General features: G+C 53.4%; 13 protein-coding genes and 2 pseudogenes. 9 read left to right on the top strand and 6 right to left on the bottom strand.

What is annotated here, in order from left to right:
- Positions 1-35 precede the first annotated feature (35 nt).
- Positions 36-1,244, top strand: coding sequence for an IS256 family transposase (locus tag AC2LB6_RS11530; protein ID WP_490093600.1), 1,209 nt, complete (start codon positions 36-38; stop codon positions 1,242-1,244).
- Between the two features lie 179 nt (positions 1,245-1,423).
- On the opposite strand, the gene AC2LB6_RS11525 is transcribed toward AC2LB6_RS11530, so the two are convergent.
- The 3 genes and pseudogenes from AC2LB6_RS11525 to AC2LB6_RS11515 all read right to left on the bottom strand — a co-directional run bounded on the left by AC2LB6_RS11525 (position 1,424) and on the right by AC2LB6_RS11515 (position 3,676).
- Positions 1,424-1,762 (bottom strand): DUF1493 family protein, encoded by a 339-nt coding sequence (locus tag AC2LB6_RS11525; protein ID WP_490093599.1) that lies wholly within the window; start codon positions 1,760-1,762, stop codon positions 1,424-1,426.
- Positions 1,756-2,214 carry an STM2901 family protein gene (locus AC2LB6_RS11520; RefSeq protein WP_490093598.1) on the bottom strand — a complete coding sequence of 153 codons (459 nt, stop codon included), beginning with the start codon at positions 2,212-2,214 and terminating at the stop codon, positions 1,756-1,758. The genes AC2LB6_RS11525 and AC2LB6_RS11520 overlap by 7 nt, the downstream gene beginning before the upstream one ends.
- Before the next feature lie 108 nt (positions 2,215-2,322).
- Positions 2,323-3,676: pseudogene (locus tag AC2LB6_RS11515) on the bottom strand (integrase).
- A gap of 474 nt (positions 3,677-4,150) precedes the next feature.
- On the opposite strand from AC2LB6_RS11515, the gene AC2LB6_RS11510 reads away from it, so the two are divergent.
- Entirely contained in the window at positions 4,151-4,348 is a 198-nt protein-coding gene (locus tag AC2LB6_RS11510) for a hypothetical protein (RefSeq protein ID WP_490093702.1), read from the top strand.
- Between the two features lie 97 nt (positions 4,349-4,445).
- A complete protein-coding gene (locus AC2LB6_RS11505; RefSeq protein WP_490093597.1) occupies positions 4,446-5,405 on the top strand; it encodes an AEC family transporter in 960 nt (319 codons plus the stop codon).
- 63 nt (positions 5,406-5,468) lie between these two features.
- Here AC2LB6_RS11505 and ahpF read toward each other — a convergent pair whose 3' ends face one another.
- Together ahpF and ahpC are read right to left on the bottom strand one after the other, a co-directional pair.
- The gene (ahpF, locus tag AC2LB6_RS11500; protein WP_090959473.1) at positions 5,469-7,037 is read right to left on the bottom strand and encodes an alkyl hydroperoxide reductase subunit F; all 1,569 of its coding nucleotides are present in this window, start codon (positions 7,035-7,037) and stop codon (positions 5,469-5,471) included.
- Positions 7,038-7,108: 71 nt separating this feature from the next.
- Positions 7,109-7,672: an alkyl hydroperoxide reductase subunit C gene (ahpC, locus tag AC2LB6_RS11495; protein ID WP_490093596.1), complete on the bottom strand. Its 564-nt coding sequence runs from the start codon at positions 7,670-7,672 to the stop codon at positions 7,109-7,111.
- Between the two features lie 236 nt (positions 7,673-7,908).
- Between ahpC and AC2LB6_RS11490 the strand changes: the two genes are divergently transcribed.
- Complete coding sequence (locus tag AC2LB6_RS11490) at positions 7,909-8,364, top strand: GNAT family N-acetyltransferase (protein WP_434148242.1); 456 nt, start codon at positions 7,909-7,911, stop codon at positions 8,362-8,364.
- Here the strand turns inward: AC2LB6_RS11490 and apbC are convergent.
- Positions 8,361-9,473, bottom strand: coding sequence for an iron-sulfur cluster carrier protein ApbC (gene apbC / locus AC2LB6_RS11485; protein ID WP_090959465.1), 1,113 nt, complete (start codon positions 9,471-9,473; stop codon positions 8,361-8,363). The two genes, AC2LB6_RS11490 and apbC, sit on opposite strands and share 4 nt — an antisense overlap.
- A gap of 177 nt (positions 9,474-9,650) precedes the next feature.
- On the opposite strand from apbC, the gene metG reads away from it, so the two are divergent.
- The 5 genes and pseudogenes from metG to AC2LB6_RS11460 form a co-directional block, all read left to right on the top strand.
- Positions 9,651-11,684 carry a methionine--tRNA ligase gene (gene metG, locus AC2LB6_RS11480; RefSeq protein WP_490093595.1) on the top strand — a complete coding sequence of 678 codons (2,034 nt, stop codon included), beginning with the start codon at positions 9,651-9,653 and terminating at the stop codon, positions 11,682-11,684.
- Between the two features lie 232 nt (positions 11,685-11,916).
- Positions 11,917-12,309, top strand: coding sequence for a CidA/LrgA family protein (locus AC2LB6_RS11475; protein WP_490093594.1), 393 nt, complete (start codon positions 11,917-11,919; stop codon positions 12,307-12,309).
- Positions 12,302-12,994 (top strand): CidB/LrgB family autolysis modulator, encoded by a 693-nt coding sequence (locus AC2LB6_RS11470; protein WP_490093593.1) that lies wholly within the window; start codon positions 12,302-12,304, stop codon positions 12,992-12,994. The genes AC2LB6_RS11475 and AC2LB6_RS11470 overlap by 8 nt, the downstream gene beginning before the upstream one ends.
- Positions 12,995-13,114: 120 nt before the next feature.
- Positions 13,115-14,005, top strand: coding sequence for a cytidine deaminase (gene cdd, locus AC2LB6_RS11465; RefSeq protein ID WP_490093592.1), 891 nt, complete (start codon positions 13,115-13,117; stop codon positions 14,003-14,005).
- A gap of 269 nt (positions 14,006-14,274) precedes the next feature.
- Positions 14,275-14,588, top strand: a pseudogene (locus AC2LB6_RS11460) (NAD-dependent malic enzyme); the annotation flags it as partial.

Below are 14,588 nucleotides of genomic sequence, written 5' to 3'. Positions count from 1 at the left end.
ATATGTTCAATCCAGCATCAAATGAAGGTTAATTTATGGACGAAAAACAATTGCAGGCTCTGGCTAACGAACTGGCCAAAAATCTCAAAACCCCTGACGATCTCAGCCAGTTTGATCGCCTGCTGAAGAAAATCAGCGTTGAGGCGGCTCTCAACGCCCAAATGTCCCACCATCTCGGCTACGATAAAAACCAGCCTAAACCGGGTTCCAACTCCCGCAACGGTTACTCCACAAAGACCGTTACCACCGGTGATGGTCCTCTGGAACTGCGTACGCCACGTGATCGTGATGGTTCCTTCGAACCTCAACTGGTGAAGAAGAATCAGACCCGAATCACTGGCATGGATAACCAGATTTTATCATTGTACGCCAGAGGGATGACCACCCGCGAAATAGCGGCCGCGTTCAAAGAGCTGTATGACGCAGACGACTCACCGGCGCTGGTATCGAAGGTCACTGACGCGGTGATGGAACAGGTTACCGAATGTCAGAATCGTCCACTGGATGCAGTCTATCCCATAGTTTATCTTGACTGTATCGTCCTGAAAGTCCGGCAGGACAGTCGCGTCATCAATAAATCCGTGTTCCTGGCGCTGGGTATCAACATCGAAGGCCAGAAAGAACTACTGGGTATGTGGCTGGCCGAAAACGAGGGCGCGAAGTTCTGGCTCAATGTGCTGACAGAACTCAAAAACCGCGGCCTGAACGATATCCTCATCGCCTGTGTCGACGGCCTGAAAGGCTTCCCGGACGCCATCAACACGGTATATCCGGAAGCCCGCATCCAGCTGTGCATCGTGCATATGGTGCGCAACAGCCTGCGGTTCGTCTCCTGGAAGGACTACAAAGCCGTCACCCGCGACCTGAAAGCCATCTATCAGGCCCCCACGGAAGAAGCAGGCCAGCAGGCGCTGGAGGCGTTCGCCAGCGCATGGGACAGCGGCTACCCGCAGATAAGCCGGAGCTGGCAGGCAAACTGGACCAACCTGGCGACGTTCTTCGCTTACCCGGCGGACATCCGTAAAGTCATCTACACAACGAATGCCATCGAGTCGCTGAACAGCGTGATCCGTCATGCGATTAAAAAGCGTAAGGTGTTCCCGACGGACGACTCAGTGAAGAAGGTTGTGTGGCTGGCAATCCAGGCAGCGTCGCAAAAATGGACGATGCCACTGAGGGACTGGCGTATGGCAATGAGCCGCTTTATTATCGAGTTCGGTAACCGCCTGGACGGTCACTTCTGAGAAAAGGCATTTACACAATCTCGTGTACAGGGTCCAGGGATAATTACGCCATGTTGCAAGCTGCGTAGCTCTATACTTCCATCCCTTCCGTGAACATCACACGATCCCATAATCTGCGATCCGCCATCATCTTTCAAAATCAGGTGTACAGGTACAGCCATTTTTAACGCTCTTTGCAATTAGTCGTATAACCATTTCCCGGCTTTAGCCGATTTAATAAACATGTCAATCGTGAAATCAGGCACATCTACAGGATCAGGTTTCTTGAATGGATTCCATGAAAATTTAACTTCGGGGTAGTAGGTTTCAAGATGAAAACCTGACATGTCTACGCCAAATTCTTTGGCGAAATCGTCAACAAACTCTTCAACATCATCCTGATCAAACTGCACATCAAAATGAATGTTTGATTCTGCCGTGTACGTGTCGTACTTCTTTTTCCTGAACATGTAAGCACCAGCACGAACAGAAAACATGTGTAATACACGTTGTTCAATGTCATCCTCACCGATCACCATAATTTATCATCGCCCCGCGCTATGGTGTTGTATTCGCGGATCGAATTGTAGGTAATCTGTGAAACATCAGCCAAAAGAACGACCTCGCCGACTAACGGAATAGTACGGCCTACCCATGTACCAACCTTCCTCACCATCCTGCGTTTTACAGTCCACGGAGTATAACCGCCGATCCATGTAGGCATTTTCAACCCGAACGGGAACATTCTATTTCCGAATACTTTCCTCACGCCTTTTGAAAGTCTGGAGGTTCCTTTTAGGGCCGTTTCCGGTTTAGTCCGAGTATCCTGGTCATTCATACCCGCATACAGTGCATAGATTGCGGCAATGTCTTTAATGCCGAACTGATCAGCCGTGTTGAAGATAAACACCATGAAAAAGAGTTCAGAGGCGGTAAGATTCGATTTTCCCGCATAGAAGTACGTTCCGTTTAGCTCTTCTACTGTATCCATCAGTAACCCTTTATTTTGTATAGGTATTAATCGCTAATCGTACACCTATGCAATCGGGTTGGGGAAGGTTTTCTTCCGGGAACAGTCTAAAACACACAAGATTTTGATCTACTCCCAACATAAGCCATCGATCACATAACAAACCGTGGAAAGCGGGAACGTATGAAGATAGCGCTTGGTGATTCCTGAGCCGCTCTTCTCATGACCTACCACCTGTTGCAGGTGCGCTAAGGTACCAACCCAGCCAGCTAAACAGATTGAAATCATGATATGCCGGAAACTGTGAACTAGCCGCCGCTGTCCATAATCATCAAGATACGGAATACCAAGCTGATCACGGACATCAACCAAGACCTTGCCGATCTTCGGCATATTCTTGCCAGACACAGATGAGAAGATTTTCTCTTTCCACTGTCGATTAACGAAATCAAGAAAACCCCACTCGATCAGTTTGGGGTGGATCACCACCTGTCTTGTCGCGTTCTCAGTTTTGCCCTGTCCTCCTTCAGCGATCAGGAGATAGTGCCGCTGGCTATCTTCATCAAATTTGATCTGTGATTTATCCAGCCTGGCAATCTCCCCTCTTCTGGCTCCCGTATACGCCAACAACAGAGTACTCCACTTCTGCCAGCCGTCAGGCTGCTTGAGCGCCCACCCCACAAACTTTCTCATTTCTGCCGCACTGTATGCGCCAAACCTCACTTTCGAGGGCGCGGCGACTACTCCATCAGTCGGAGACTTCTCCAGAATATCTTTATTGTCAGTCAGGAAGGTTTTGAACAGCGATTTATAAATCTTCAAATGCTTGTGGATAGACTCAGCGCCTACCAAATCTTCAGGCGGCACATCATCACACTCGATCAGTTGCTGAACAGTCATCGACCGATAAGGTTGCACAACGCGCTTAGGCAAGTTTTCAACAACTTCCATCACCTGCTTGATATCTTGTTTTGAGATGGTCGTTACATCGGTTGATGCGCCAAGGACAATGAACAGGACTTCCATAAAACGCTCATTGGCTTGAGAAATAGCCTTCATCCAGTTCTGAGCCTTCTCCTTTTTGTACATATTCCACGCGCCAGCCAGCGTTAGCACTTCTTTTAGCTCGTCTTGCTTTTGTGGCTTGGTAACTGCCGGGGTTAACAGTCTCCCGGTATTCCTGAACTACCATCGGCTGGATATTGTGCAGCGCGTAATTGAGAAACTGATGTGCAATCCAGCGATCTTTTTGCTGTTTCAAGCGATTGCCATACTCAGAAAGACGCTTACCGAAGTGATCCGGTTGGATGGTTCCACGTTGAACCAGAGGAATTACAGGAGAAGCAAAAGACATGAGCAACTGAGCCTGGGTGTAGCTGTCAGTCTCCAGAGACTTGCGAAAATATTTATTACCGGGCAGGCGAAAACGAACGTAATAAATCCCGTTGCGTGTGATGGTGTGACGTATGGTTCTGTGGCCCATTCTGAAAGCCTCATTGAGTAATGAACTATCAAAACAGGACGTTAAAGCTAGAAATTTTTTTTGATTTTCAATGGATAACAGCCAGACTACGCTGGCATTATCCAGTTCAGGTCAGCGGGTTTTTCTCAGCCCTTTCCGTGAGGAAAGCGGCACCCCGAGTCATGTTACGGCTTGCAGCATAGGCAAGCCGCGCAGCGAAAGCAAGGGACTCCCGCCTGGGAAATAATCAGAACTGAAACAATTCACATGATCCCGATCAACGCCTGAGAGTGCAAAAAAAGGCTTAATGCTGCGGGTTAACAAGATACCTCTTTATAGGTAGTCCCGCTTATTACCCGGATGGGTAATATTTCCCGCAGTTACTTTGGTTACCCCATAATAATTAACCTGCTTGCAGCATCATCGTAAAAAACACTTTATTTCATGGAGTTAGAAAACTTCTGAAGCGGAACTTCATACTATTCGGGATGTATGATGCGATTTTTAGCGCTTATTCCACACCGCCATCGATGGCAGGATATTAATATTGAACGCAAGGGTGCCGTGGCATCTAATGGCAGACAGTATCTCTCCACCTATATTTCCGCCCGCTGCAAAGGCTGTGGCGAAATTATTCACCGGGTCTATTATCGCGACATCAGCGATCAGCAGGCGCGCCGCTGGTTGGGTTAGCGTCCCGGCAACGGTTATTCCAGGCACCGTTACAGTTAACAGTTAGTTAGCAATTTGTTAGTCTGGTAACTAATCATCGTCTGACCAGACTCTCTCTATGTCACTGCTGTTTGAAAGCTTAAGCCATCAAATTTACCTCTCAGCCCCGCTGTTTATCCTTATCCTGCTGGGATACTGCCTTACGCGCCTCGGAAAATGGCCCGCCAGCATCAGCGAAGGGATGAACCGCTTTGTATTTAACGTCGCCCTGCCCTGCATGCTGTTTCGGGTGATGAGTACCTTTTCGCAAAGCCCGCCGGTGGATGCACGCCTGTTACTGGCCTTCTTCGGCGGTTGCCTGCTGGTGTTTATCGTGGGACGGTTGCTGGCAACAAGGCTGTTTAATCTGGATGGCGTGGCGGCTTCGGTCTTTGCGCTGGGGGGCATCTTTTCCAATAACGTGATGCTGGGGATCCCGGTAGCGACGGTACTGCTTGGGCCAGAAGCCCTGCCCCCGGTGGCGCTGGTGCTGGTGTTTAATAGCCTGATCCTCTGGACCTTACTGACCGTTTCGGTTGAATGGGCAAAACAGGGCAGCTTCTCGCTGGAAGGTCTCTGGCGCACCCTGATCGGGGTGCTGAAGAATCCGCTGATCATCGGCATTCTTAGCGGAACGGCCTGGAGTTTTCTGCAACGCCCCTTGCCGCTGCTGGCCGCGGAACCGCTAAAAATGCTGGCTTCGCTGGCTGCGCCCCTATCGCTGGTCACGCTGGGCATGAGTCTGGCGCACTATCGGGTGCGGGATGGCTTAAAAGAGAGCTATACCATCTGCCTGCTGAAGCTGGTGCTGCAACCGATGACGGTATGGGCTATCGCGTGGCTGAGCGGTCTGCCGCCGCTGGAGAGTAAAGTGGTGGTGCTGCTGGGGTCGATGGCTGTCGGGGTTAACGTCTATCTGATGTCGCAGAAGTTTAATGTCATTACCGGCCCGGCGGCGGCCAGCATGCTCTTCTCTACGGTGTTTGCGGCGGTGACGACGCCAGTCTGGATGATGCTGATGACGCTGGCAGGCTATTAACAGGCTAATAAAAAAAGCCCCTCAGCACGAATGCTGAAGGGCTGTTGTCTGGCTAACTCAATGTTATTCAGCCGATTTAGTACGAATCAGATAGTCAAAAGCACTCAGTGAAGCTTTTGCACCTTCGCCGCTGGCGATGATGATCTGCTTGTACGGCACGGTGGTGCAGTCGCCCGCTGCGAACACGCCTTTCAGGCTGGTTTCACATTTACCATCGATGATGATCTCACCCATTTTGTTGCGCTCAACTGCGCCTTCCAGCCATGGGGTATTTGGCAACAGACCGATCTGAACGAAGATACCGGAAAGCGGCAGCTCATGGGTGGTCTGCGTGGTACGGTCGATATAGTGCAGACCCGTCACTTTGGTGCCGTCACCTTTCACTTCGGTGGTCTGCGCGTTCAGGATCACATCAACATTCTTCAGGCTGCGCAGTTTATCCTGCAGCACCTGGTCGGCACGCATCTCACCGGCAAATTCCAGCAGCGTAACGTGTTCAACAATACCGGCCAGGTCAATGGCCGCTTCAACGCCGGAGTTACCGCCGCCGATCACTGCCGTGCGCTTGCCTTTAAACAGCGGGCCATCACAGTGCGGGCAGTAGGTTACGCCTTTGGTGCGATACTCTTCTTCACCCGGCACGCCCATGTTACGCCAGCGTGCGCCGGTTGCCAGAATGATGCTACGTGATTTCAGCACTGCGCCGGAGGCGGTTTCGATGGCGTGCAGTCCGCCCTCCTTCGCAGCCGGGATCAGTTTGATGGCGCTCTGGCTTTCAATGACATCCACGTTGTAATCATCAACGTGCGCGCGCAGTGAACCCGCCAGTTTTGCTCCTTCGGTTTTTGGGACGGAGATATAGTTTTCGATATCCACCGTGTCCAGCACCTGGCCGCCAAAACGTTCGCCCATCAGGCCAGTACGGATACCCTTACGCGCTGAGTAGATGGCTGCCGCTGCGCCCGCCGGGCCACTGCCGATAATCAGGACTTCATAGGCGTCACGCTTGTTCAGCTCTTCCGCTGCACGTTTATCCGCGTTGGTGTCTACTTTGCTGACGATTTCCGCCAGGCTCATGCGGCCCTGACCAAACTCTTTACCATTCAGGTAAACCGCTGGCACGCCCATCACATTGCGTTCCTGAATCTCGTTCTGGAACAGGCCACCGTCAATAGCGGTGTGGCTGATGCGCGGGTTAATCACCGCCATCAGGTTCAGCGCCTGGACGACGTCGGGGCAGTTATGGCATGAGAGTGAATAGTAAGTTTCGAAATGGAAGTCACTGTCCAGGGCGGCGATCTGATCCAGCAGGCTCTGTGCTTCTTTCGACGGATGCCCACCGGTCTGTAACAGTGCCAGCACCAGTGAGGTAAATTCGTGACCCAGAGGTGAACCGGCAAAACGCGGGCCGCTGTTCGAACCTGGGTTGGTGATCAGAAATGAGGGCTTACGCACCTGACGATCGTTCTCTTCGCGGAAGCTGACTTTGTCAGACAAACCGGCGATATCAACCAACAATTCACGGATCTCGGTTGATTTTGCACCCTCGTCCAGCGTGGCAATCAACTCAACAGGTTTGGTTAATTTCTCAAGGTAAGCCTTGAGCTGGGTTTTCAAATTTGTGTCGAGCATAGTGATATCCTGGTCAAAAAATCGGGTGCCGCAGCACCCGATTGGAGAATGGTCGAAAGGCCGAAGCGGAATTAGATTTTGCCAACCAGGTCCAGAGACGGAGCCAGTGTAGCATCACCTTCTTTCCATTTAGCCGGGCACACTTCACCTGGGTGAGAAGCCACGTACTGAGCCGCTTTCACTTTGCGCAGCAGGTCAGATGCGTCACGGCCAATGCCTTCAGCAGTGATTTCGATTGCCTGGATAACGCCTTCCGGGTCAACGATAAAGGTACCACGGTCAGCCAGACCTTCATCTTCACGCATGATTTCGAAGTTACGGGTCAGCGCGCCAGTCGGGTCACCGATCATCGTGTATTTGATCTTCGCGATGGTTTCAGAAGAACCGTGCCAGGCTTTGTGGGTAAAGTGGGTGTCGGTAGAAACGGAGTAGATATCTACGCCCAGTTTCTGGAACTCTTCGTAGTGATCAGCCACGTCACCCAGCTCAGTCGGGCAGACGAAGGTGAAGTCAGCTGGATAGAAGAAGAACACACTCCATTTACCTTCAACGTCTTTCTCGGTTACGTCGATGAATTCGCCGTTTTTGAATGCAGCGTTTTTGAACGGCTTGATTTTGGTATTGATAATAGACATCTGGTGGCCTCCGTTAAAATATGTGATGCAGGTTACATAATTTTCGGGCCAACATCTAATATGCAGACGTTATCAATCTGATTAACGAAAGCTATCAAACGCTGAGAGCTTGATGCTCTCTGGCCCGACAGGCAGTGTACAGCGATTTACATGACATTTAACCCGCTTTATCTTTTACGCCTCTCTCCGCGAATCGCTGCTAGTTTTGTAAGACCGGATTAAAAGGGAGCTGACCTGTGGAGATTCGTCCGTTTACGGAAGCCGATCGTCCTTTTCTGCGTACGCTATTTCTGGCGGCGCGACGACACAACTGGCGCTGGCTGGACGGCAGCGAGTGGCAGCTGGAAGATTTTGATGGAGTGATTCTGGGGGAAACCGTACTGGTCGCGGAAGCTGACGGCCAGCGCGTCGGATTTGCGGGCCTGCTGGAGAACGATAACTTCCTGCACAGCCTCTATGTCGATCCTGACTGGCAGGGTCGCGGCGTGGGTAGCGCATTGCTGGAGGCGGTAGAGGCGCGCTTTACTTCAACCGGCGCGCTGAAGTGCCTGCAGAAGAACAAAGCGGCACAGGCCTTCTACCTGAAACATGGCTGGAAGATGATTTCACAGGGTGAAGGTGAGCACGGCGGCTACGTATTAATGCACTACCCGCTGGCCTCGCACTATGCCAGCGGGTCGGGTCGGGCTTAAAGCGCGCGGAAGGCGATATCGCCGGGGATAACTTCTCCCTGCCAGTAAAGTTGGGCCGCAACGCGTCCGGCCAGCTGGCGATAGAGCGCGGTAAACTCGCTATCGGGCCGACGAATCACCGTCGGTTCGCCTTCATCAAGATCTTCGCGCAGATCAATGTGCAGTGGCAGCTGGGCCAGCAGTTGCGTCTGGTAATCCTCGACCAGTTTCTGTGCGCCGCCGGTGCCGAAAATCGGCTCATGGAAGCCACACTGACTGCAGATATGCAGGCTCATGTTCTCCACCACGCCCAGCACCGGCACATTGACCTTTTCAAACATCACCAGCCCTTTGCGGGCATCAATCAGGGCGATATCCTGCGGCGTCGTGACCACCAGCGCGCCGGTCACCGGCACGTTCTGCGCCAGCGTCAGCTGAATGTCGCCGGTGCCGGGCGGCATATCCAGTACCAGATAATCCAGCTCCGGCCACAGGGTCTCATTCAGCAGCTGCATCAGCGCTTTGCTGGCCATCGGCCCGCGCCACACCATCGCATTGTCATCCGTGACCAGATACCCAATGGAGTTAGTTGCCAGCCCGTGTGCCATGATCGGCGCCATATGAGTACCATCCGGCGAGGTTGGCCGTTGATCCTGGGTGCCAAGCATGTTCGGCACAGACGGGCCATAGATATCCGCGTCAAGAATGCCGACCCTTGCACCCTCGGCTGCCAGCGCCAGCGCCATATTCACGGCGGTACTGGATTTACCCACGCCGCCTTTACCGGAGCTGACCGCAATAATGTTTTTAACGCCGTTAACGCCCGGCTGGTTTTTCACCCGCTTCAGGGTCGCAATGTCATGGCTGAGTCGCCAGTCAATAGCGCGTGCGCCGGTCTGACGCAGCAGTTCGGCACTCACCTGCTCTTTCAGGACGTCGAATCCGCTGGCCCACGCAAACGGCATCAGCAGTTCCACATGCAGCGTACCGTCAAGCTGCGCCACATGATGCAACGCCTTCAACGCCGTAAGATTCTGTTTAAGGGTCGGATGCTCAAAGCTTCTCAATACGCCCGCCACGATGGCGCGCAGGCCCTCTGGCGTATGCGGTTCCCGGGATTGTGCTGTCATCCCCTGCTCCTTATTTCTGCTGTGCTTACGCTGGGTTTCAGCGATGTATTCTCAATGATATCAGATGCTCGTGGATCTGCGGCGCCTGCCGGGGGTGAATCCCTTGTGTTTACGCAGGTGAAGCCTTCAGTTACCATCTAAGCCCGTTTTTTCAATCAACAGAAAGCTACGCAAACTATGACTCAAGTCGCTAAAAAAATTCTGGTAACGTGCGCACTGCCATACGCGAACGGATCAATCCATCTCGGCCACATGCTCGAGCATATCCAGGCAGACATTTGGGTGCGTTATCAACGAATGCGTGGCAATCAGGTTTATTTCATCTGCGCCGATGATGCGCACGGCACGCCTATCATGCTGAAAGCTCAGCAGCTGGGTATTGCGCCGGAGCAGATGATTGCAGAAATGAAAAGCGAGCATGAAGCCGACTTTGCCGGTTTCAACGTCAGCTATGACAACTATCACTCGACTCACGGCGACGAAAACCGCGAGCTTTCTGCGCTGATTTACGGTCGTCTGAAAGAGAACGGTTTTATTAAGAACCGCACGATTTCCCAGCTTTACGATCCGGAAAAAGGGATGTTCCTGCCGGACCGTTTTGTGAAAGGCACCTGCCCGAAATGTAAATCTGCCGATCAGTATGGCGATAACTGCGAAGTGTGTGGCGCGACCTACAGCCCGACCGAGCTGATCGAGCCAAAATCCGTGGTCTCTGGCGCGACGCCGGTTCTGCGCGACTCTGAACATTTCTTCTTTGATCTGCCATCGTTCAGCGCCATGCTGCAGGCCTGGACCCGCTCGGGTGCGCTGCAGGATCAGGTAGCGAACAAAATGCAGGAGTGGTTTGAATCGGGCCTGCAGCAGTGGGATATCTCCCGCGACGCGCCTTACTTCGGCTTTGAAATTCCAGACGCGCCAGGCAAATATTTTTATGTCTGGCTGGATGCGCCTATTGGCTACATGGGCTCGTTCAAGAACCTGTGCGAAAAGCGCGGCGACATCGACTTCGACGAATTCTGGCGTAAAGACTCTACTACCGAGCTGTATCACTTCATCGGTAAAGATATCGTCTACTTCCACAGCCTGTTCTGGCCAGCGATGCTGGAAGGCAGCAACTTCCGCAAGCCAAACAACCTGTTTGTACACGGCTATGTCACCGTTAACGGTGCCAAGATGTCGAAGTCGCGCGGCACCTTTATTAAAGCCAGCACCTGGCTGCAACACCTGGATGCCGACAGCCTGCGTTACTATTACGCGGCGAAACTCTCTTCACGTATCGACGATATCGACCTGAATCTGGAAGATTTCGTGCAGCGTGTTAATGCTGACATCGTTAACAAAGTGGTTAACCTGGCATCACGTAATGCGGGCTTCATCACCAAACGCTTTGACGGCAAACTGGCGGCAGAGCTGGCCGATCCGGCGCTCTATCAGACCTTCGCTGATGCGTCAGAGAAGATTGGTGACGCCTGGGCAGCGCGCGAATACAGCCGTGCTATCCGCGAGATCATGGCGCTGGCAGACCTGGCGAACCGTTATGTCGATGAACAGGCTCCGTGGGTGGTCGCGAAGCAGGAAGGCCGTGATGCCGACCTGCAGGCTATCTGCTCAATGGGCATTAACCTGTTCCGCATTCTGATGACCTGGCTGAAGCCGGTGCTGCCATCCCTGAGCGCCCGCGCAGAAGGCTTCCTGAACTGTGAACTAAGCTGGGATGCCATTGCGCAGCCGCTGCTGGATCATCAGGTTGCGCCGTTCAAAGCGCTCTACAGCCGCATTGAAATGGCGAAGGTTGAGGGACTGATTGAGGCCTCGAAAGAGGATGCTGCCGCAGCGAGTGCACCAGCCGCAACCGGCCCGCTGGCAGATTCGCCGGTCGGTGAGACCATCACCATCGACGATTTCGCCAAAGTCGATATGCGCGTCGCGCTGATCGAGCAGGCGGAACTGGTTGACGGTTCGGACAAGCTGCTGCGTCTGCAGCTCGACCTGGGCGGTGAAAAGCGTCAGATTTTCTCGGGCATCCGCGCCGCCTATCCTGACCCCTCTGTGCTGGTCGGTAAAATGACCATCATCGTGGCCAACCTGGCGCCACGTAAAATGCGCTTCGGTATCTCCGAAGGCATGGTGCTGTCAGCGGGTCCGGGCGGAAAAGATCTGTTCGTGTTGTCCGTCGACAGCGGTGCTGTGCCGGGTATGCCAGTTAAGTAATAGTCTGTACTTAGCGGCTTAAACTGCTTAGCGTAGTGCCGTTCTGTTACCCTTCGCGCCTTATCCCTGGCGCGAAGGGTTATCTCTCCTACTCTGTATTTCCACCCCCCCCATCACACTTCGTTTCCCGGAATTGTTTGCCTGATCCTGCCACATCACCCCATAAATGTGATCGCTAGCACGCTAAGCGGTTAATGCGTATGATGAAGCTCAGTGAAAACAGGAGCCTGCCATGCTCACCGTGCTGTCTGTCTGCGGACGTTATCTTCGCGCCTTTATCATCATTTATCTTTGCTTATATGCCGGAATCGGCATCGCTTCGTGGCTGCCCATTAAACTGCCCGGCAGCATCCTTGGGATGTTAATTCTGTTCGCCATGCTCGCCTCGCAGATTCTGCCGGTCAGTTGGGTGAAACCGGGCTGCCATCTGCTGATTCGCTATATGGCGCTGCTGTTTGTGCCGATCAGCGTCGGGGTGATGAGCTACACCGATATTCTGACCGCGCAGTTTGGCCCAATCGTTGTCTCCTGTGTCGTCAGCACCCTGCTGGTCCTCTCCATTGTTGGCGTAAGCGCCCACCAGCTTCACAGCCGCCGTCCGGCCGGAGAGTCTGCCGATGAGTGAAATGTGGTGGTCACTGCCACTGACGCTGGCGGCCTTTTTTTTGGCGCGCAAGCTGGCAATACGGCTCAAAATCTCACTGCTTAATCCGCTGCTGGTTGCGATGGCGATTATTATCCCGATACTGCTGCTGTTACAGCTCCCCTACTCGCGCTATTTCGCGGGCAGTGAGATTCTCAATCAGCTGCTGCAACCGGCCGTGGTCGCGCTGGCACTGCCGCTGTATGAGCAGATGCATCAGATCCGCGCCCGCTGGAAGTCGATTATTGGCGTCTGCTTTATCGGCAGCCTGACCGCCATGACGTCAGGCACCGCCATTGCCCTGTGGATGGGTGCCACGCCTGAAATTGCCGCCACCATCGTGCCTAAATCCGTTACCACGCCCATCGCGATGGCCGTTTCCGGTTCGCTGCATGGTATTCCCGCCATCAGCGCCATCTGTGTGCTGATTGCCGGGGTACTGGGTGCGGTGTTCGGACACACGGTACTGAATCTGCTGGGCGTGAAGTCTAAAGCGGCGCGCGGACTGGCGATGGGTAATGCGTCACATGCCCTCGGCACGGCGCGCGCTGCCGAACTTGATTACCAGGAAGGGGCATTCAGCTCACTGGCGCTGGTGATCTGCGGCATCATCACCTCACTGCTGGCGCCGTTTATTTTTCCGCTGCTGATGCACTGGTTTGGCTGAAAGTTTGCGAGAGATCTCGCAAAGTTAAAACATGCAACACAGGTTACATTGTCAGAGCGATGTGGATCACATATAAACCGGTGACTGGCACATCGCCCTGCTGAATTTAATGAGGCTCACATGCAATCCCGTTTCCTCTCCGTTTTTGAGGCATTGCCGTTAACGCTGCAAACTGCACTCGCTCCCCTGCTGGACGATCCTGACTTCCATGCGGTGCTGAGCGCCGACCAGGTCGCCTCACTGCAACAACAGACACAAATGGATGCCGATGCGCTGGCGCTGGCGCTGCTGCCCCTGGCGGCGTCCTGTGCCGTTGCTACCGTATCGCATTTTAACGTCGGGGCGATTGCCCGGGGCGTCAGCGGCAACTGGTACTTCGGGGCTAACATGGAATTTGTCGGCACGCCGATGCAGCAGACGGTTCACGCCGAGCAGAGCGCCATTACCCATGCGTGGCTGCGTGGCGAACGCCAGCTTGAGAGCATCACCGTTAACTACACGCCATGCGGTCACTGCCGTCAGTTTATGAACGAGCTGAACAGCGGCACCAGAATTCGTATCAGCCTGCCACAACGTGCGATCAGCACCCTGGCTGATTATCTGCCGGATGCCTTTGGACCACGCGATCTCGACATCACGACCTTCCTGATGGACAAAGTCGATCACGGTTATGTGGCCGAGGGCGATGAACTGGTACAAGCCGCCGTTGCCGCCGCCAATGCCAGCCACGCACCCTATAGTCAGTCCCACGCCGGTGTTGCGCTGCTCACCACGGATGGCGCGATTGTCGCCGGTCGCTATGCGGAAAACGCCGCGTTTAACCCGAGCTTCCCGCCCCTTCAGGCGGCACTGGTCCTGCTGAACATGCAGGGCGGCGATGTTCGTCAGATAAAAAAAGCGGTATTAGCTGAAGTGGAAAATGCCACGTTAAGCCAGTTCGCCGCCACGCAGGCGACGCTTGCAACATTTGGTTGCGGTGAGCTGCTGCAGGTGACGCTGTACAAAGCATAACCCGCTGTCAGAGAGGCCACAGTTTTGTGAGCTTTTATGAACAAACGCTGTACTTCTGTGGGAAATTTCATAGGATCTGGCGCCAGAATTCACGTCATCACAAATTACTCTGAATAATTCAGGTTGCAGGATGGCAGCACGGTCGTGAATGTTTACGCAGCGGTTACCCTGCCGCTGCCGGGCCTGCAGTCTGAGCTATAACGGGTAAGAAAACTGGCGCTACCTTTCCGGCGTGACGCCAGACAACACTGCAACCGGAGCATCACTGCATGGAACTCGACTACGAAAGTAAACGCCCGCTGTATATCCCTTATGCTGGCCCGATTTTGCTGGAATTCCCCCTGCTGAACAAAGGCAGCGCCTTTAGCATCGAAGAACGTAACGAATTCAACCTCAACGGTCTGCTGCCAGAAGCAGTGGAATCGATTGAAGAGCAGGCGCAGCGTGCCTGGCGTCAGTTCCAGGACTTCAAGAACAATAACGATAAGCATGTCTACCTGCGCAACATTCAGGACACCAACGAAACGCTGTTTTACCGCCTGCTGGATAACCATCTCGAAGAGATGATGCCCATCATCTACAC

It is taken from the genome of Pantoea sp. RCC30.1, from assembly GCF_058148845.1.
Note: the sequence above shows the minus strand (reverse complement) of the source record. Positions and strands in the feature narration are given on the sequence as shown.